Source organism: Peptococcaceae bacterium, assembly GCA_024655825.1.
In the GTDB taxonomy this organism is placed as follows: domain Bacteria; phylum Bacillota; class Peptococcia; order DRI-13; family PHAD01; genus JANLFJ01.
Genome location: JANLFJ010000001.1, coordinates 32918 through 53069 on the forward strand (window position 1 = coordinate 32918; position 20152 = coordinate 53069).

The window sequence follows — 20152 nt, forward strand, 5'->3', positions numbered from 1 at the left end:
ACTCAAGGCTTTATGCTTAAAAAGATACATAGGTGGCGGTCTTAATATCCTTTACTTTCATTATTAATTCCATTACTTCCGGGCTGACCGGCTGGTCCACCGTCAGGATCATGGCCGCCTTGCCGCCCGGCTCTTCCCGGTCAAGCTGCATCCCGGCAATATTAATATTGTAGTCGCCAAGGATCATGCCGATCTGCCCTACAAGCCTGGGTCTATCCCTGTGCATAATGATAACCAGGTTGCCGGTTGGCTGAATGTCCAGTGTAAACTGGTCGATACTCAGAATCCTCAATTCGTTGTTTTTAAACACGGTCCCGGAAAAAGAGCGTTTCCATTTCCCGTTACCCTTTATGACAACACTGATCTTATTGGTATAGTCTTCCGTCTGCGGGCTTTTTATCTCTCTAACCTTGATGCCTCTTTGTTTTGCCACCAGTGGGGCGTTGACATAGTTGACAGCTTCATGCAGGAATGGTCTTAATATACCCTTGAGAAAAGTATTTGTTAATGACCCCAGGTCGTAATCCGCAATTTCGCCCAGATACTTTATCTCAATATCATCTATCGGTCCTTCGGCCAGGCTGCCACCCAGCTTGCCAAGCTTTTCCATTAATTCGATATAGGGTTTTATCACTTGGATCAATTCCGGCTTAATAAACGGGATATTGACTGCGTTTTGCACCGGCTCGCCATGCAGCACGCGCAGTATTTCATAAGCAACATCGATGGCCACGTTGACCTGGGCCTCCTGGGTGGAAGCGCCAAGATGAGGGGTGACAATAACTTCAGGCAGCGCAAAAAGCGGGCTCTGGGTAAGAGGCTCTTTTTCATATACGTCCAGGGCGGCGCCTGCTACTTTTTTATTGATAATGGCTTCGTAAAGGGCCGCTTCGTCAATAATCCCGCCTCTGGCTACGTTAAGTATCCTGACCCCGTCTTTCATCTTATCGAACTGCTCTTTGCAAATCATATGCCTGGTTTCCGAAGTAAGGGGCATATGTACGGTTATAATATCGCTTTCGCGCAGCAGCGTATCCAGATCGACCAGTTCGACCCCGGCCCTTTGGGCTGTTTGCTGCGTCACATAGGGATCATAAACCATTATTTCCATGCCAAAGGCTTTGCTTCTCTTGCCAACTTCCGAACCTATTTTTCCAAAGCCAATTATGCCAAGCTTTTTGCTGCGCAGTTCCACCCCGACGTATTTGGAGCGGTTCCACTGTCCCTGGCGCAGCGAATGGTCGGCCTGCGGGATATGTCTGGCCAGCGCAAGCATCATGCCCATTGTGTGTTCGGCCGCCGAAATGGTATTCCCGTCAGGCGTATTCACAACAACAATGCCTTTTAATGTGGCGGCTTCAACATCAATATTATCAATTCCTACTCCGGCGCGGCCCACAACTTTGAGCTGGTGGCAGTTTTCCAGTATTTTTTTGGTGATTTTTGTTTCGCTGCGCACGATTATCCCCTGGTACTCGGGAACCAAGGCGCAGAGTTCTTCCTCGGAAAGTTTTAACTTAACGTCGACCTCAACGGAAGGGTCCCGTTTCAATACCTCTATCCCTTTTTCCGAAATGGGATCGCATACCAGTACTTTCATAAATAAAATCTCCTTTCTCTTAGAGGTAAGCGTTAATTATAAATAAAACTCCCGTCCCTGAGCAAATTAAGACAGGGACGGGAGCAAATTCCCGCGGTGCCACCCAAATTGACCGGCTGCTTCAAACCTTCAAGCATCCAGCCCTCCTTGTTTCATGCATAACGGGCACGACCGCCGGCTTTTTCCCGGAGCTCCGGGGCGGAATTCGCCGGAATGCCTGTTGGTTTTCACCTCCAGCACCAACTCTCTACAAGGCTATCTTCCGGGTACTTTTCCCCTTCACAGCTTTATTGCCGTTTTATGTTTATATGATGTCATTTTACATGAAATATTATTATTATGCAAGCATTATAATTTCTTCTTGCCGGTCCTTACAATTTCGTACGTATCGCGGGCGATCATCAGTTCCTCGTTTGTCGGAATTACCAGAACACGCGTCCTGGCGTCATCAGCCGAAACGTCCGCTTCTACCCCGCGGGTGAAGTTTTTATCGGGATCTATTTTTATCCCGAAGAACTCCATGTCGGCACAGATTTTTGCGCGCATAGAAGCCGAGTTCTCTCCCAGCCCGGCCGTGAAGACAACGGCATCAACCCCGTTTAACACGGCGCAGTATGATCCTATGTATTTTTTCACCACGTAGGCGAACCTGTCCAGCGCCAGCTGGGCCCTGAGGTTGATTTCGCCCTGGTCTTCCCCCTGGGCGGCGTTTTCTATATCCCTAAAGTCGCTGCTCACGCCCGACAGGCCCAATACGCCGCACTGCTTGTTTAAAAAGTTATCGACCTGTTCGACTGTCCATTTTTCTTTTTTCATCAATTGAAAAACGATTGCCGGGTCAAGGTCGCCTGAACGCGTCCCCATCATAACACCTTCCAGAGGCGTATAACCCATGCTGGTATCAATGCTGATGCCGTTTTTTACTGCCGCTATGCTGGCGCCGTTTCCCAGGTGACAAGTGATAACCTTTATTTCTTCCAGAGGCCGCTTGAGCATAACAGCCGCCCGCTGGGCTACGTACTTGTGCGAAGTCCCGTGGAAGCCGTATTTGCGGATCTTGTATTTCTTGTAATACTCGTACGGTATCCCATACAGGTAAGCATATGGAGGCATTGTCTGGTGAAAAGCTGTATCAAAAACGCCCACTTCCGGAACATTGGGCATAATCTTCTGACACGCTTCAATTCCCATAATATTGGGCGGATTGTGAAGCGGCGCCAGTTCGATATTTTCTTTTAACGAATCAATCACTTGGTCAGTAATCAACACGGAGCCGGAAAAGTCTTCCGCGCCATGCACGACCCGGTGACCAATGGCTGAGATCTCGTCCATGGATTTTATTACGCCATGTTTTGGATCGAGAAGCGCTTTTATCACCAGGGTAATCGCTTTTTCATGATTAGGCACGTCCTCCTCAATCACATACTTTTCTGCCCCTTTTCGTTGTGTAAGGATTGAACCCTGCAGCCCGATTCTTTCAACAAGTCCCTTGACCAGGACCTGTTCATTTGTCATATCAAACAACTGGTATTTTACTGATGAACTCCCACAATTGATAACTAAGATATTCAATTTGACAGGCCTCCTGTTCACATGTTTTTTCAAGGAAATATTTCACTTATTATGACACTTTGTATCTTACACTATATCCATGACCTCTGCAACAATTAGACGCGTAAATATTCGATAACCAATTTTCAACAAATTATTATCTTTTTTATTTCCCGTTTTCGTCTTCCTCCCTGACAGCTACCCGGGCCAGGGCAACAACCCTGTCGTTTTCGCCAATTCTCATTGTCGTAACCCCCTGGGTCGCCCTGCCCATGATTGATATGTCATCAACAGAAAGACGGATCATTATACCGTCCTGGGTGATAATCATCACTTCATCTCCTTCGGAAACAACCAGGATGCCAATAATTGAGCCGTTGCGGGGCGTTGTTTTCATCCCGATAACGCCTTTCCCTCCCCGGTTCTGGGTTCGAAATTCCGTTAATCTGGTTCGTTTGCTAAAGCCTTTTTCCGTCACCGTCAGCAGGCTGGCCCCGCTTCTGAACGTATCCATGCCCACCACCAAATCGCCTGCCAGCAGACTGATTCCCTTAACCCCGCGGGCTGTACGTCCCATACCGCGGACATCTGATTCACTAAAGCGTATCACCAGCCCTCCCCTGGTGGCCAAAATGATGTCATCCTCCCCGCTTGTCAATTTTACGCCGACAAGCTCGTCCCCCTCATCAAGGCTTAGGGCTATAATGCCATCCTTCCGGGCCGAATCGTATTCAACAAGGCTTGTCTTCTTTACAACCCCTCTTTTGGTTGCCGTAAACAGGTACTCTTCCTGCGCATATTCGCGGATAGGGATTACTGCGGTTATTTTATCTTCTCCGGTAAGGTTCAACAGGTTGACGATAGCGGTCCCTTTGGCTTGACGGCCGGCTTCCGGCACTTCATAGCTTTTTAGCCTGTATACCTTGCCCTTGTTGGTGAAAAACAAAAGGTAGTGATGGGTAGTGGTTATAAAAAGGTGTTCCACGAAGTCTTCTTCTTTGGTGGTAATGGCCGTAATTCCCCGCCCGCCGCGTCTTTGACTGCGATAGGCGGAAACCGGCTGGCGCTTAATGTAGCCGCTGTGCGTTATGGCAATAACCACGTCCTCTTCAGCGATTAAATCTTCTGCTTCCAGGTTTTCCGCCGCCTTGCCGATTTGTGTCCTCCGCTCGTCGCCGAACTTTTCTTTGAGAGCGTTTATTTCTTCCCTTATTATTTGCAGAACGAGTCTTTCGTCAGCCAGCACGTTCCTGTAATAGGCAATTCGGGTTATCAGGTCCTTGTATTCTTCCTCCAGTTTTTCTCTTTCCAGACCGGAAAGCTTGCCCAATCTCATATCAACTATTGCTTGCGCCTGTTTGTCCGTAAGAGCAAATCTTTCAATAAGGTTATTCTTAGCTGTTTCCACGTCGCGGGAATGGCGAATAATGCGAATTACTTCATCTATATGATCAATGGCTATTTTTAGCCCTTCCACAATATGCAGTCGTTCTTCCGCCTTCTTCAGGTCATAACGAGTCCTCCTGACCACCACATCTTTCTGGTGCTCAAGGTAATGGAAGAGAGTTTCTTTCAGGTTAAGAACCCTGGGCTCTCCACCTACCAGGGCAATCATGATCACACCAAAACTGTCCTGGAGCTGGGTTTGTTTATAAAGCTGGTTTAAGATTACCTGGGGGTTTGCGTCGCGTCTCAGTTCAATCACCATGCGCAGGCCAGTCCTGTCCGATTCGTCGCGCAAATCGGTAATCCCGTCAATTCTCTTGTCACGCACCAACTCGGCAATTTTTTCAATAAGCTTGGCTTTGTTTACCAGGTAAGGAATCTCGGTAATCAGTATGCGCATTTTCCCGTTGTTCTGTTTTTCAACGCGGCAGACTCCCCTGACCACTATGGAGCCGCGCCCTGTCTCATACGCCTGCCTGATTCCGTCCCGGCCCATGATAATACCGCCTGTTGGAAAATCCGGGCCTTTGATTATTTCCATCAGCTCTTTAACCGATATTTCAGGTTTGTCTATCAGCGCAACAACGCCGTTTATGACTTCTGTCAGATTGTGCGGCGGGATATTCGTAGCCATACCCACGGCAATGCCGGAAGACCCGTTGACAAGAAGGTTGGGGATGCGGGAAGGTAAAACAAGCGGCTCTTCCAGGGTGTCGTCATAATTGGGAATAAAGTCGACCGTCTCTTTGTCAATATCCCGCAGCATCTCCAGGGCTATCCTGGACATGCGAACTTCTGTGTAACGCATGGCTGCAGCCGAATCCCCATCTATCGAGCCAAAGTTTCCGTGCCCGTCGATTAAAGGATACCTTGTAGAAAAATCCTGGGCCAAACGGACCATTGCGTCATATACAGCGGTGTCGCCATGTGGGTGATAGCGCCCCAAGACATCGCCCACCACGCGTGCTGATTTCTTGTGGGGTTTATCCGGAGTCATCCCGGATTCGTGCATAGAGTAAAGAATGCGCCTGTGCACAGGCTTTAAACCGTCCCTGACATCAGGTAAAGCGCGACCGATAATCACGCTCATGGCATAGTCGATGTATGATTTCTTCATTTCTTCTTCTATACGAATTGGTATGATTTTCCCGTCAATATACGCTTCCACAGTGTTTCACCTCGAGAAGTTAATAGCTGCCAAAAAACGGTTTGTTTTTCTCAGTAGTAGTATAGCCTTTTTAGTTAAGCAAATCAAACAGTTTATCTCGACATCCTCCCGGCGGGTACCACAGGGCGGCACGCCAGTAAAACCGGCCTGAAAAATAAAAACGCCCAGGTCAATGGCTACCTGGTAACGCTTTTGATCATTCTGTTCAGTTTTTCAAATTGGAAGGGCTTTTCCAGGATGCCTTGGGCGCCGACTCTTGAAGCTACTTCCGGGAGTGTTTCATGCGCGGAAAAAAGGATAATCGGAATATTCTTGGTGAACGGGTTTTTCCTCAGGCAGAGTGCCATTTCTTCGCCGCTCATTTCAGGCATTCTCATATCTATAATTATCAGGTCCACTTTTTCCTTTGAAAGTACCTCAAGTGCTTTTAGCGGCGAAGTAAAGACAAGAGGTGAATATCCTTCCATTTCCAGGAATAAGCTCAGGGAAAGAAGAATGCCCTGTTCATCATCCACAACCGCAATTTTCAACATTATCACCTCTTTAAATGCGCGGATGGTTGTACAAAAGGTATTTTAGCCGAATCAACCGGCAGTTACAATATGTGTAAATTGTCTTTTAATGTAATAATTTGACTTGTTTTGTCGAACTATATTAAATTTGTATCTTTATGATTAAAATTATGAATAATAATAAACGGCGGTCTCCGCTTTTTTTGTGAAACCGCCTCACAATAAGACTGTTATTCAAGGTCATAACCGAATCGGATGCCCTCAGACGTCAAGATTTCTAACTTCCTTGGCATGTGTTTGTATAAATTCCCGGCGCGGTTCAACTTTATCGCCCATAAGAATGGTGAAAATCTCATCAGCCTGGATGGCATCCTCCAGGTTGACCCGGAGAATTGTCCGTTTCTCCGGGTTCATAGTTGTGTCCCACAACTGCTCCGGGTTCATTTCTCCAAGCCCCTTGTAGCGCTGGATGCTGTATGTGTTTTTTGACAGGCTCGCGGTAGCTCTTTCCAGCTCCTTGTCGCTGTAAATATATAATTCTTCTTTTCCCTTTTTTAGTTTGTATAGGGGAGGCTGGGCAATAAACACATAGCCGTTCTCAATAATCGGTTTCATATAGCGGAAAAAGAACGTGAGAAGCAGAGTCCGGATATGCGAGCCATCTACGTCCGCGTCGGTCATTATAATGATTTTATGATAGCGCGCCTTGGCCGGATCAAAATCCTCGCCAACTCCGGTCCCGATAGCGGTGATCATCGCTCTGATTTCTTCATTGGCCAATATTTTATCAAGACGCGCCTTTTCCACATTAAGGATTTTGCCACGCAGGGGGAGTATGGCCTGAAATCTCCTGTCTCTGCCCTGTTTGGCTGAACCGCCGGCCGAGTCGCCTTCCACCAGGTAAAGTTCGGATAAAGCAGGATCTCTAACCGAACAATCGGCCAGTTTACCCGGCAGCGTCGTGCTTTCCAAGGCAGTTTTTCTTCTTGTCAGTTCCCTCGCTTTACGAGCCGCTTCGCGAGCCCTGGCAGCATTGATCGCTTTCTCCATGATTTTTTTGGCCACGGAGGGGTTTTCGCCTAAAAAAGTAGAAAGGCCGTCATTGACTATTGTCTCCGTGATTCCCCGGACCTCGCTGTTGCCGAGCTTTGTTTTTGTCTGTCCTTCAAATTGGGGTTCCCTTATTTTTACGGAAATTATGGCAGTAAGACCTTCTCTGATGTCCTCACCGGTAAGGTTGCTCGCATTTTCTTTGATAATATTGTATTTACGGGCGTAATCATTCATCACGCGGGTAAGTGAGGACTTAAAACCGGATTCGTGGGTGCCTCCTTCAGTGGTATGAATGTTATTGGCAAAAGAATAGATGTTTTCCACGTACCCGTCATTATACTGCATCGCCAGTTCAACTTGGATCCCGTCTTTTTCATTGAAAATATATATGGGTTTCGGATGCAAAACATCTTTGTTTTTATTGAGATACTTGACAAAATCTATAATCCCGCCGTTATGTTGAAAAACCTGCTCCTCATTTTTTCGCTTGTCCTTCAAAATTATGCGAAGTCCTTTATTGAGGAAAGATAACTCTCTTAAGCGGTGAGAAAGAATTTCTTGATCAAATTCCAGTTCTTCAAAAATGAGAGGATCAGGGCGGAAACTGATGGTTGTACCCGTATTTTTGGCGTTGCCCGTCACTTTTATTCCGGTAACGGGTTTGCCTCTTTCATAACGCTGGTGATGAACTTTTCCTTCCCTGTATATTTTAACTTCCAGCCATTCGGAAAGGGCATTGACTACTGACGCGCCCACGCCATGCAGCCCGCCGGAAACTTTATATCCCTCGCCGCCAAATTTTCCTCCGGCATGGAGCATGGTTAGCACGACTTCCAGTGCAGGTTTATCTATTTGAGGATGTCTTTCAACAGGAATACCCCTTCCATTATCAGCAACGGTAACGCTGTTGTCTTCATGGATGATTACCTCAATTCGATCACAGTAGCCTGCCATTGCTTCGTCAATGCTGTTGTCGACTATTTCGAAAACCAAATGATGAAGCCCGCGTGAACCGGTACTGCCGATGTACATGCCCGGTCTCTTTCTTACTGCTTCCAATCCTTCTAGAACTTGTATTTGGCTGGCATTGTATTCACTGCTCAATCTTTTTTCACCTCTTCATTTCTCTGCGTTATCTGCATATAAAAAGTAAAAGCGATTAGAAGCTCTTTTCAAAAGGGTTGCGGATGAAATGGGAGAAAAGTATATCTTATCTTTAACCAGAATGATGCTTTTGTAATCCTGTTCTTTTGGAATTTCAACAATCCTGTTTTCAAAAGAAGCTGTCTCCAAAAACTCTTTTGTCACGGGGTTTTGAGTTGACGGCCTGTCGAGGATCGCCACAATATCTTTTTTTAATACGGATACATCTCCACCCAGGTGCAGTAACACTTAAGTACCTCCCGTTATATGAAATTGTCCTTGATGAACAATGAATTTTTTAATATTTAATTTATCAAATTCGTTTAGCAGCTTTTCTTCGGCCGTTGTTATAAAGCACTGGATTTCTTTTTCTTGTATAGACGCAATTAATTGTTTTCTCCTGTAGCTGTCAAGTTCGGACAAAACGTCATCAAGAAGAAAAACCGGGTATTCGCCAGTTTCATCTTTTAAAAATTCAACTTCGGCAAGTTTCAGGGCAAGAACAGCTGTTCTATGCTGGCCTTGAGAACCGAATAGTTTTAAGTCGCTTCCATTTAAACTTAAAGAAATATCATCGAGGTGCGGGCCCCACATTGTTACGCTTTTTTTTATTTCATCCTTTCTCCTCTTTTCCTTTTTGGCTTTCAGTGATCCAGCGACATCGTCTTTTTTCTTTATCTCCACATCCTTATCAAGCAGGTATTTTATTTCCAGCGTTTCTCGCCCGTTAGTAAGTTTTTTCTGCATATCACTGGCCAAAGGTGCTATTTTTTCAAGGGTTTCTATTCTTTTTTCAATAATCTCTCCGCTAACCTCAAAAAACTGGTGATCCCAGATATCAAGTTCATCAACCGCTCTCTTATTTTCGGAGATCATTTTTAGTAGATAGTTGCGCTGAATTAAAATTCTGGAATACTTTTGCAGTAATACAAAATAAGATGGTTTGATCTGCATTATATCATTATCTATAAACTTTCTCCTATCCCCGGGTGTTCCTTTAATTATGTTTAGATCCTCAGGGGCAAACAGCACAGTAGTAAGATTCCCAAAAAGTTCGGAATATCGATGTTTCTTTACCCCGTTTATTTTCACTTCTTTTGCTGGAATCCGCTTGCTGTTGTAGGATATTTCAATATCCATAGACCTGTAATTGTTTAATAATTTTCCCGTTAATGTAAAAAAACAGTTATTATAATTGATTAACTGGCTGTCACGCGCCGGCCGGTAGGACTTGCCTGTGGAAAGGTAATATATTGCTTCAATGAGATTTGTTTTACCCTGGGCGTTCATTCCCAACAATACATTAAAATGGGGAGAAAAGGATATTTCAACATTATTATAATTGCGGTAGTTGATCAAATGCAAACTAGCGATTTGCAAAAGGATTATCACTCCTGTCATGTTCTTACTGGAAGCAATAAGTATATGAAACTTTCATTATCCACTGGTCTGACTATGCAAGGACTTAAAGGTCCGGTAAAATCAAGTGACACCGTATCTTCTTCGATAACTTTAAACACATCCAAAAGATACCGAGCATTAAATGAAATATTTACAGGTTCTCCTTCTTTTTCCACCGCAATCTGTTCATAACCCTGTCCTATTTCGGACTGTGACGAAATAATCATTGTGTTATTCTCAATTGATATATTTATTGTGTTGCTTGTATCCTGTAAAAGAGTAAATAAGGAGATTCTTTCCACTGCATCCGAAAACCTCTTGTTGCTTGCCTTTATCTTGGCACTGTAATTAGTAGGTATTACCTGCCGGTAGTTAGGAAACTGCCCCTCAAGCAGTCTTGTGATAATCCGGATATTTGCAGTTTTAAAACAAGCAAGGTTTTTTGTAACCGTAATATAACATGTTTCATCTTCATCATGGATAAGCCGTGCCAGCTCAATAAGTATTTTTGCAGGTATAATAAAAGATTCCATTAATTCAATATTATTTAAAATTTTTCCTTGGCGGAGAGCAAGCCTGTGCGTGTCTGTGGATATCATTCTTAAAACATCGCCTTCGCCCTCAAAAAGAACACCGGAAAAAATTAGTTTTATTTCATCAGTACCCGCCGAAAAAACGGTTTGTCTAATCATCTGTTTAAAACAAGCAGATTTAATTATTATTTCTTGTTCTCCTTTAACATCAGGTATGCTTGGAAAATCGCTGTCTGAAAACGTTTTCAACACAAGCTGCGACTCTTCATAAGTAATTGTTAAAAGGTTTTCATTCTCCTGCATCATTTTAATCGGTGATTCAGGGAGTTTTCTTATAATTTCCGAAAAGTGTTTGGCTGGTACAATTACTATCCCCTCTTCTATAACTTCAACCGGAACATGACATTCAATTCCTATTTCCAAATCAGTCGCTGAAAAGTAAAGTGAGTTTTCCCTGGCTTCTATCCTTATGCAGGAAAGAATGGGAAGAGTCGTTTTAGTGCTCACCGCTTTTTGAACAGCAGAAACACCAAATAAAAGGTTTTCTTTTGTGGCTGTTATTTTCATAAAAATTCCCCCTGCGATAATTATAATAAAAGTAAATAGTAATAGTAATAGCGACTGTGAAAATGTGGACAAGGCTAAAAAGATAGAGTTTAAAAGAAGAAAGGGTTTTAATAAAATGTGGACAAGTAAAAAGGCCTGTCCACAGAATTAAAAAACGAAAACCGTAAATAAAAATAATACACAATCTATTCACAGTTTATCATGATATATTTCCACAGTTAATCATTTTTTATTTTATCGATAATTAAATTGATGGTCGTTTCCAATTGAGGGTCTTTCTTGATATCAGCAGAGATTTTTTCATGGGCGTGGATTACGGTTGTGTGGTCTCTTCCCCCAAATTCTTCGCCTATCTTGGGTAAAGAAAGGTCGGTGAGTTCTCTACATATATACATTGCTACCTGTCTTGGAAAAGCGACATTTCTGGTTTTTCGTTTTGATTTAAAATCTTCAAGACGAAGGCCGAATTGCTCGGCAACTTTGTTTTGAATTAAAGCAATAGTTACTGGTTTAGGTCGTTTTTCAGGGAGAATGTCCTTAAGTGCTTCAACACATAAATCCATAGAAATCTCTTTTTTACTCAGGGAAGAGTATGCGATTATCCGGATGAGTGCTCCTTCGAGTTCACGGATGTTTGACTGTATTTTGTTGGCGATGTAAAGAATAACATCGTTTGGAAATTCAATATTTTCCAATTCGGACTTCTTTCTGAGTATGGCGATTCTTGTTTCTAAGTCAGGAGGCTGGATGTCCGTTATTAAGCCCCATTCAAAACGAGAACGAAGGCGGTCTTCGAGGGTGGGTATGTCTTTTGGAGGTCGATCGCTGGAAATAATTATTTGTTTGTTGGCTTCGTGGAGGGCGTTGAAAGTATGAAAAAACTCTTCCTGGGTCCGTTCTTTGCCTGCTAGAAATTGTATATCGTCGATGAGCAGAACATCAATGTTGCGGTACTTGTTTCGGAAATCCACGGTTTTATCGTCGCGAATAGCGTTGATTAGCTCATTGGTAAATTTTTCGGAAGAAACATACATTACCTTGAGATGACGGTGATGCTCTATAACATAATGACCAATTGCATGCATGAGATGAGTTTTTCCAAGACCGACACCACCGTATATAAAAAGCGGGTTATAAGCTTTGGCAATGGCTTCTGAAACAGCCAAAGAAGCGGCATGAGCAAAGCGATTGCTGTTACCAACCACAAAGGTATCAAAAACGTATTTCGGATTTAAACTGTTGGCGCCGTAATCATCATTGGAAAAGTATTGTTTTTTATCTGATTTTGATTTATGGGCAGAATCTTCCTGGCCGGAAATTACAAATTTTATTGAGACATCTTTATTAAAAAACTGGCAGGCCTTATTTTTGACAAGATCAAAATAACGGGATTCCAGCCAGTCTTTAACAAATTCATTTGGTACAACAACGGTGAGATAGTAGCCATCAAAAGAATGAAGATAAGTGGACTTCAACCAGGTTTCAAAACTTTGCCGCGATATATCTTTTTCGAGGAGAAAAAGAATGTTGTTCCAATTTTCTTCCAGCTGACCTTTTAACATTAAGAAAACCTCCACATACAAGAACATTGAGCATATTGACTAAATAATCTAAGTGAGTCTATAACAAAAAAAGAAACCAGGACTTCTTGGTTCCACCTTATTAAATAAACGCAGTTTATACACATAATTATCCACAGAATGTGGATAATATTATAAAATAATACCACTTTGTATAATATGATAGCAGAAGAAAATGGAGTTATCAACAAAGAATAAATAGCAGGGTGTAATTGATTTTCATGTCGAGAACATTTCATTGGTACATAATCTAAAAGTTTAGCCGAGAGCCGAGAGCCGAGTTGCGTGTTGACATAAAAGATGGGCTGCTTTATAATTTTAGAATGCGCAATGAATAAAGTAGAGATAAAAAAAGGCCTGGATATTAGGAGGTAAAATAAAGTGAAAAGAACATATCAGCCTAAAAACAGAAAACATAAAAGAATTCATGGATTTTTGTCGAGGATGAGTAGCCAGGGCGGGAGGAAAATTTTGAAACGCAGGCGTCTTAAAGGGAGAAAAAGATTAACCGCATAAGGCCACTTGGTGGCCTTTTTGTAGTATTGGGAAGAATAGTAATTGAATTCAACAAAGGTGTGCAAATTGCTGGAAAAAAAATTTCGTTTAAAAAGCAAGAGCAGGATTAAGGAAGTATATGCGAGGGGAAAATCTTTGGTTAACCCTTATCTTGTTCTGTATTATTATTTAAAAGACACAAAAAGTGAAAACGTAAAAATATGTTTTGCCGTGTCAAAAAAGTTAGGAAGTGCAGTGGAAAGAAACAGAACAAAGAGAAGGATGAGAGAAGCAATAAAAAGATTAGTGCCGGTTATTAAAAAAGAATATAATTTAATTTTTATAGCCAGGGAAAAAATTAAAGGAATTTCATTTGTTGATGTTGAAAAAAACATGGAAAAACTTCTTAAAAAAGCAGGATTAGTATTGGATGAAAAAGAATGAAGAAGATTATACTGTTCATTATAGAAATATATCAAAAGTATTTATCTGCATTCAAAGGGAGGACATGCAGGTTTTATCCCTCGTGTTCGCAGTATGCATATGAAGCAGTAAAAAAGTACGGAACGATAAAAGGTGGATACATGGCTGTTAAAAGAATAATAAAATGTCATCCCTTTCATCCTGGAGGATATGATCCGGTAGAATAGAATTCCACTTTAAAATTAAGTTATTATGATAAATTAGGAAAAAGGAGGTGACCCTGTTACAAGGGACAGTTGTAACAGGAGGCAATTTGTGGCAAGCATTGGTTGATTTTGTAGCTTCTATTCTCAGATATTTATACGATTTTACGGTTTCCATTGGAATACCAAGCTATGGACTGGCGATTATCTTACTCACATTGATAATAAAGGTGGTATTATACCCTTTAACCCAAAAGCAAATGTATTCTATGAAAAAGATGCAGGAACTACAACCAAAAGTAAACGAGATACAGAAAAAATACAAAAAGAATCCTGAAAAAGCAAACCAAGCAATTATGGAACTATATAAAGAGCATAAGGCAAATCCCATGTCAGGGTGCTTTCCGCTGCTGCTGCAGATGCCAATATTAATTGCGCTGTTTCAAGCTTTACAAAAATTCCAGTATAAGGACCTGGGAGCAAGTTTTTTATGGATTCCGCATTTGAAGAATCCTGATCCGTATTATATAATACCGGTATTAGTAGCTGTCACAACGTATATGCAGTCTAAATTAACAACTCCCGCCACAAATACGAATACCGGCCCTGCGGCAAACACCCAAAAGATGATGCTGTATTTTATGCCTATTTTTATTGGATACATAAGTATAAATTTCCCGTCAGGATTAGGATTATACTGGATTTTCTTCAGTATTTTTGGTACTATTCAGCAAATGTATATTAATCGCCAACCTGATTTACAAAAGGGGGAAGCAGGCGGTAAATGAAAACTATAGAAATTACGGCCCGTACAGTCGATGAGGCTGTAAAAGTTGCCGCAGAAAGATTAGGAGTCCCGATAGAAAGCATTAAGATTGATGTTCTTGAAGAATCAAGCAAGGGTTTTTGGGGAATACTGGGCGGAAAGCAGGCCCGGATTAAAGCAAGCATAAAAGAAGACGGTTTGAAAAAGGCCAAAGAATACATTATGAATGTCACGAAGAAAATTGGGGCAGAGGCGAACGTGAGTATTGAAGAGGCCGAGGATTATGTAAAAATTACCCTATCGGGGGAAAATATGGGAGTATTGATTGGCAGAAGGGGAGAGACGCTGGATGCTCTTCAATACCTGGTAAATCTGGTAGCAAACAGGCGTGTGAGCGAGAAAAAAAGGATCATTCTTGATGCGGAAGGTTACAGAAAAAGAAGAGAAGCTACACTGGAAAAACTTGCCCATAAGCTGGCAGATAGAGTAAGAAGAACCGGGCAGCAAGTAGTGCTTGAACCAATGAATCCCCAGGAACGAAGAATTATTCATACGACCCTGCAAAACGACAGGTATGTTAAGACAATGAGCGAAGGAGAAGAACCGTATAGAAAAGTTATAATTTTACCAAGGAGATAGAGACAGCAGTAACAGCCTGGTTTTACCAGGCTTTATTTAGTTGATTGGCAAGAATATAAAATGTAGAATGAGTTTCGGTTATGGAGGTGAAGGTTAATGGAAGATACTATTGCCGCTGTCTCTACGGCGCCAGGGCCGTCAGGTATCGGAATAATAAGGATTTCGGGACCTGATGCCGAAACCATAGCTGATAAGGTTTTTACAAGCAAAAGTGGAGTTAAACTAAAGGAAAAACCATCGTATACCATTACCTACGGAATAATTGTCGATGAAGAAAAAAAAGTAATTGACGAGGCTTTAGCCCTGGTAATGCGAGGACCATCAAGTTTCACTGGCGAAGATGTGGTTGAACTGCAGTGTCATGGCGGTGTGGTTCTGCTGCATAGGGTTTTGGAGCTTGTTTTGAGGGCGGGAGCACGAATGGCAGAGCCGGGGGAATTCAGCAAAAGAGCTTTTTTAAACGGTAAATTGGACCTTTCCCAGACAGAAGCGATCATGGACATTATCAATGCAAAAACTGTTACTGCGGTTAAGGCGGCAGTCAACAACTTAAGAGGGGCGATTCATGAAGAGATAAAAAGTATAAGGGGAAAATTATTGGAGAATATTGCCCATTTGGAAGCGGATATTGATTTTCCGGAGGAAGATTTTATAAGAATAGACAAGGAACAGGTAATGAACGACCTAATTGAAATAGAAAGAAGAATTGAAAAGCTGATCGCGTCGTATAACAGCGGAAGAATAGTTCAAAACGGATTAAAAACCGCGTTGATTGGAAAACCGAATGTCGGAAAGTCAAGTCTGTTAAATGCCCTGATAAAGGAGAAAAGAGCAATAGTTACTGATATTCCAGGGACCACCAGGGATACTATTGAAGAATATTACAACCTGGGCGGAATACCGCTGATCCTAGTTGATACCGCTGGGATAAGAGAAACGAAGGATATAATAGAAAGGCTCGGGGTGGAAAAAACCAAAGAAACCATAAAGGATGCAGATTTAATACTATATGTACTGGATATAGCCGAGGGAATAACTGATAATGATCTGGAATTTATAAAAGAATTTCCGGAGAAAAAGATGCTTATTGTAATCAATAAGATCGACCTTCTTCATGACAAGGAAGTGGAAAACAAGATAGATGGAGAATTGCCGGGGTACCATGTATTATATATTTCGGCTAAAGAGGGGACAGGATTAAAGGAGCTGGAGGAAAAAATCAAACAGTTGATTTTCAAGAACGGGTTGGAAGCCGGTGAAGAACCATTAATAACTAATATAAGGCAAAAAGACGCCCTGGTTAAAGCCGGGCAGGCTGTTGCAAGCGCCAGGGAAGGGCTTATAAAGAAGACACCGTCTGATTTGATTTCCCTAGATTTAAAACAGGCCTGGCTAAATCTTGGGGAAATAACCGGGGAAACACTTGACGAGAATATTATTGACCAGATATTTTCACAGTTTTGTCTAGGAAAGTAGGAGGAGAAGTATGCAATACGCGGCTGGAACATATGACTGCATTGTGGTAGGTGCAGGTCATGCGGGTTGTGAAGCGGCGCTGGCTGCTGCACGTTTGGGATGCAAAACCATGATCGCGACGCTGAACATGGAAAACATTGGCCTTATGCCGTGCAACCCTTCCATAGGAGGGCCTGCGAAAGGGCAACTGGTAAGAGAAATAGATGCGCTTGGCGGGGAAATGGGCAAAAATATTGACGAGACATATATTCAAATAAGACTGTTGAATACCGGCAAAGGCCCCGCCGTTTACGCCTTAAGGGCACAAGCAGACAAACAAGCATACGGAAAAAGGATGACCAGGGTTTTACAGAACCAGGAAAACCTTGATGTCAAGCAGATCCTGGTTGAAAAAATAATTGTTAACGACAAAAGGGAAATAGAAGGGATAGAAACTGAAACAGGCGCTGTGTACAGGGCGAAAACGGTGATACTTTGTACTGGAACCTATCTAAGGGGAAGGATAATAATAGGTGAAATGTCATACCAGGGGGGACCTAACGGGCAGCGGGCAGCGATGAATTTGTCAGCATCCCTGAAGCAGCATGGAATTGAGTTAGGAAGATTTAAGACGGGAACGCCGGCCAGGGTAGATAAAAGAACTGTCAGGTTCGAAGAAATGTTAGTTCAACCTGGAGATGAAGAGCATGAGTTTTTTTCCTTCATGACCGAAGAAAGTAGAAAAATGAATTGCCCCTGTTATTTAACATATACAAACGAGGAAACCCACGAGATAATAAGAAAAAATTTGCACCGTTCGCCGTTATTTACTGGAAGGATTGAAGGAACTGGTCCGAGATACTGCCCTTCAATTGAAGATAAAGTGGTAAGATTTTCCGAAAAGGAAAGGCACCAGATTTTCCTGGAGCCGGAAGGACTTGATACATGCGAAATGTACGTGCAAGGAATGTCATCAAGTCTTCCCGAGGAAGTGCAAACGGCTTTTTTAAGGACGGTAAAGGGGCTGGGAAAAGTTGAAATAATGAGAACGGGGTACGCCATTGAATATGACTATGTAATACCAAGTCAGCTAAAACTGTCTTTAGAAATGAAAAGTATTAGCGGATTATTTTGTGCTGGACAGATCAATGGTTCGTCAGGTTATGAAGAAGCGGCAGCACAGGGACTGATTGCCGGAATAAATGCAGCAATGAAGATTAAAGGAAAGGAACCATTGATTCTAAAAAGATCGGAAGCTTATATAGGGGTATTGATTGACGATCTTGTGACGAAAGGAACAAATGAACCTTATCGCTTGATGACTTCACGGGCTGAATACCGCCTTCTGCTCAGGCAAGATAATGCGGATCTCAGGCTTACCGAAATAGGATGGAAGATAGGACTAGTAACAAAAGAGAGATATGAGAAATTCCGGAACAAAAAAAGCCTGTTGGAGAATGAATTAAAGAGATTGAAAGAAACATTTGTATCTCCTGCCGATGAAAGAATAAAAAAGATACTGGAGAGAAAAGGAAGTTCTCCTCTCCGCCAGGGGATTTCGCTTTACGACCTACTGAGGCGTTCGGAAATAGAATACAAGGATTTAAAGGAAATGGAACTGGGAAAAGAACTGCCGAAGGAAGTAATTAAGCAAATAGACATTCAGATAAAATATGAAGGATATATTGAAAAGCAGCTTGCGCAGGTTGAAAAGTTTGAACGGCTGGAAAGCAGGAGATTGCCAGAGGACCTGCCTTACGAAGAGCTAAAGGGATTATCCACGGAGGCAAGGCAGAAGCTGGCGAAGCTAAAGCCGCAGTCAGTGGGACAGGCCTCGAGGGTTTCAGGTGTTTCTCCCGCCGATATATCCGTGCTTCTTGTTTACCTGGAACAGAAAAGAAGGAAGGAAAAAAAGAAGTGAAATTGCTCAGTGAACTGCTTAAAAATATTAATGTAGAAGTGACAGATGAGTCTATTGAGAAGTTTAAAATATATTATGAAGAGTTGGTCTCCTGGAATAAGCAGTTCAATTTAACGGCTATCACCGAAAAAGAGAAGGTTATTATTAAGCATTTTTACGATTCGCTGCTGGCCGTAAAAACAAAGGGCTGGGTGGGAAAAGGGTCAATGGTTGACGTGGGGACCGGGGCAGGATTCCCCGGTGTCCCCCTGAAAATAATCCATCCTGAAATAAAAGCGACCCTGGTTGATTCGGTAAATAAGAAAATCGTATTCTTGAAAAGCCTAATGGAAAAAGCAGGGATTGATGGAGTAGAGATTGTGCAGGGCAGGGCAGAAGAGATAGCCCAGAGGGAAGAATACCGGGAAAAGTACGATCATGCAGTATCCAGGGCGGTTGCCAGTGTACCTGTCCTGCTGGAATATTGTTTGCCGCTGTTAAAAACAGGGGGTAACCTGATTATATATAAGGGCCGTGAGGGCGAATCGGAATTGGAAAGAGCTAAAACAGCGCTGGCAGAATTGGGAGGAGCAGTTATTGAAAAGTATAAAACGGCGTTGCCCAAAGGAGAAGGCGAACGGATGCTCATAACGATAAGAAAAGAAAGAATAACTCCTAAAAAATATCCCAGAAGAACAGGAATACCTGAAAAAAAGCCCTTATAAAAATGGAAAAAAATAGAAAAACAGGCAGGAGTTTTTAATTTTGAGGAGAATAAATATGGTAAGAAAAATAAACAGAGGAGAAAAACAATGGTGAAGGAATCGTTAACGAAGATGTTCGGTTTCAGCCAAAATGAGAATAGAAATGAATATATTCATGAAATAAATATCAAGGACATAAAACCAAATCCGTATCAACCAAGGAAATTTTTCGATCCTATACAAATGGATGACCTGGCAAAATCAATTAAAGAGTTTGGAATAATTCAACCGCTGATAGTAAGGCAAAAAGGGAGTTATTACGAAATAATAGCGGGCGAGAGGAGAATGAGAGCAGCCCAGATTATTGGAATGAAATCCGTTCCGGCTATTATCAGAAATGCCGAAGAAAAAGAGATGGCAGAAATGGCATTGATAGAGAACCTGCAAAGAGAGGATTTAAATTATTTTGAAGAGGCTGAAGGTTATAAACGGCTGATTGAAGAGTTTTCGCTGACGCAGGAGGAGATTGCCAGGAGGGTAGGAAAAAGCCAATCGACCATTGCTAACAAAATACGATTATTAAAACTGCCGGAAAACGTTAAGAAGAATATAGTCATTGAAATAATAACCGAACGACACGCCCGCGCGTTGTTGAAGCTGCCCGAAGAGGAAATGCAGTTGAAGGCGTTGAAAGAGATATATGAAAGGGAACTGAATGTAAGAGAAACCGATATTCTTGTTGAAAAGATATTAAGCGCATATGAAGACAGGCAGAAGGGTAAGGGTAAAAAGATAGTAAGGATATTTAAGGATATAAGAATATATTTGAATGCAATAAAGTCAGCTGTTTCCGAGATAGAAAACGCTGGGCTGGACGTTAAAGTAAGCGAAAATGATTACGATGATTATGTTCAGGTGGTCATACAAATATCTAAAAAAAAGAAAAGCGTATAAGTCGGAATATAAAGGACCCTAAAAAAATAATAGGGTCTTTTTCTTTATCCCCAAAAGGC

18 protein-coding genes and 1 other annotated feature are annotated in these 20152 nt (G+C 42.3%); of the genes, 9 read left to right on the forward strand and 9 right to left on the reverse strand.

The annotated features are described in order from the left end of the window. Positions 1–16: 16 nt before the first annotated feature. The 9 genes from serA to dnaA all read right to left on the reverse strand — a co-directional run bounded on the left by serA (position 17) and on the right by dnaA (position 12536). Entirely contained in the window at positions 17–1600 is a 1584-nt protein-coding gene (gene serA / locus NUV48_00200) for a phosphoglycerate dehydrogenase (GenBank protein ID MCR4440559.1), read from the reverse strand. Positions 1601–1670: 70 nt separating this feature from the next. Continuing rightward, positions 1671–1892 (reverse strand) — a binding site (T-box leader). A gap of 56 nt (positions 1893–1948) precedes the next feature. Then, on the reverse strand, positions 1949–3172 hold the full coding sequence (locus NUV48_00205) for an acetate kinase (GenBank protein ID MCR4440560.1): 1224 nt from the start codon (positions 3170–3172) through the stop codon (positions 1949–1951). 145 nt (positions 3173–3317) lie between these two features. Continuing rightward, positions 3318–5765: a DNA gyrase subunit A gene (gene gyrA, locus NUV48_00210; GenBank protein MCR4440561.1), complete on the reverse strand. Its 2448-nt coding sequence runs from the start codon at positions 5763–5765 to the stop codon at positions 3318–3320. 176 nt (positions 5766–5941) lie between these two features. Continuing rightward, positions 5942–6298 carry a response regulator gene (locus NUV48_00215; GenBank protein ID MCR4440562.1) on the reverse strand — a complete coding sequence of 119 codons (357 nt, stop codon included), beginning with the start codon at positions 6296–6298 and terminating at the stop codon, positions 5942–5944. Between the two features lie 240 nt (positions 6299–6538). After that, a complete protein-coding gene (gene gyrB / locus NUV48_00220) occupies positions 6539–8434 on the reverse strand; it encodes a DNA topoisomerase (ATP-hydrolyzing) subunit B (protein MCR4440563.1) in 1896 nt (631 codons plus the stop codon). A gap of 15 nt (positions 8435–8449) precedes the next feature. Beyond that, a complete protein-coding gene (locus tag NUV48_00225) occupies positions 8450–8722 on the reverse strand; it encodes a DUF370 domain-containing protein (GenBank protein ID MCR4440564.1) in 273 nt (90 codons plus the stop codon). Then, positions 8723–9853, reverse strand: a complete 1131-nt coding sequence (gene recF / locus NUV48_00230; protein ID MCR4440565.1) for a DNA replication/repair protein RecF — start codon at positions 9851–9853, stop codon at positions 8723–8725. 17 nt (positions 9854–9870) lie between these two features. Then, complete coding sequence (gene dnaN, locus NUV48_00235; GenBank protein ID MCR4440566.1) at positions 9871–10974, reverse strand: DNA polymerase III subunit beta; 1104 nt, start codon at positions 10972–10974, stop codon at positions 9871–9873. A gap of 218 nt (positions 10975–11192) precedes the next feature. After that, positions 11193–12536 (reverse strand): chromosomal replication initiator protein DnaA, encoded by a 1344-nt coding sequence (dnaA, locus tag NUV48_00240; GenBank protein ID MCR4440567.1) that lies wholly within the window; start codon positions 12534–12536, stop codon positions 11193–11195. Between the two features lie 399 nt (positions 12537–12935). Here dnaA and rpmH point away from each other — a divergent pair, with 399 nt between their 5' ends. From rpmH to noc, 9 genes are all read left to right on the forward strand, one after another. Further along, a complete protein-coding gene (gene rpmH / locus NUV48_00245) occupies positions 12936–13070 on the forward strand; it encodes a 50S ribosomal protein L34 (GenBank protein ID MCR4440568.1) in 135 nt (44 codons plus the stop codon). 66 nt (positions 13071–13136) lie between these two features. Next, positions 13137–13493, forward strand: coding sequence for a ribonuclease P protein component (gene rnpA / locus NUV48_00250; GenBank protein MCR4440569.1), 357 nt, complete (start codon positions 13137–13139; stop codon positions 13491–13493). Further along, positions 13490–13699, forward strand: coding sequence for a membrane protein insertion efficiency factor YidD (gene yidD, locus NUV48_00255; GenBank protein MCR4440570.1), 210 nt, complete (start codon positions 13490–13492; stop codon positions 13697–13699). Before rnpA ends, yidD begins: the two co-directional genes overlap by 4 nt. Positions 13700–13785: 86 nt before the next feature. After that, complete coding sequence (locus tag NUV48_00260) at positions 13786–14463, forward strand: YidC/Oxa1 family membrane protein insertase (protein ID MCR4440571.1); 678 nt, start codon at positions 13786–13788, stop codon at positions 14461–14463. After that, positions 14460–15080 carry a protein jag gene (locus NUV48_00265; GenBank protein MCR4440572.1) on the forward strand — a complete coding sequence of 207 codons (621 nt, stop codon included), beginning with the start codon at positions 14460–14462 and terminating at the stop codon, positions 15078–15080. Before NUV48_00260 ends, NUV48_00265 begins: the two co-directional genes overlap by 4 nt. Positions 15081–15176: 96 nt before the next feature. Then, positions 15177–16556 carry a tRNA uridine-5-carboxymethylaminomethyl(34) synthesis GTPase MnmE gene (gene mnmE, locus NUV48_00270; GenBank protein ID MCR4440573.1) on the forward strand — a complete coding sequence of 460 codons (1380 nt, stop codon included), beginning with the start codon at positions 15177–15179 and terminating at the stop codon, positions 16554–16556. A 10-nt stretch (positions 16557–16566) separates the two neighbouring features. After that, positions 16567–18456, forward strand: coding sequence for a tRNA uridine-5-carboxymethylaminomethyl(34) synthesis enzyme MnmG (gene mnmG, locus NUV48_00275; protein ID MCR4440574.1), 1890 nt, complete (start codon positions 16567–16569; stop codon positions 18454–18456). After that, positions 18453–19160 carry a 16S rRNA (guanine(527)-N(7))-methyltransferase RsmG gene (gene rsmG / locus NUV48_00280; GenBank protein MCR4440575.1) on the forward strand — a complete coding sequence of 236 codons (708 nt, stop codon included), beginning with the start codon at positions 18453–18455 and terminating at the stop codon, positions 19158–19160. The genes mnmG and rsmG overlap by 4 nt, the downstream gene beginning before the upstream one ends. Positions 19161–19247: 87 nt before the next feature. After that, complete coding sequence (gene noc, locus NUV48_00285; protein MCR4440576.1) at positions 19248–20093, forward strand: nucleoid occlusion protein; 846 nt, start codon at positions 19248–19250, stop codon at positions 20091–20093. Positions 20094–20152 lie beyond the last annotated feature (59 nt).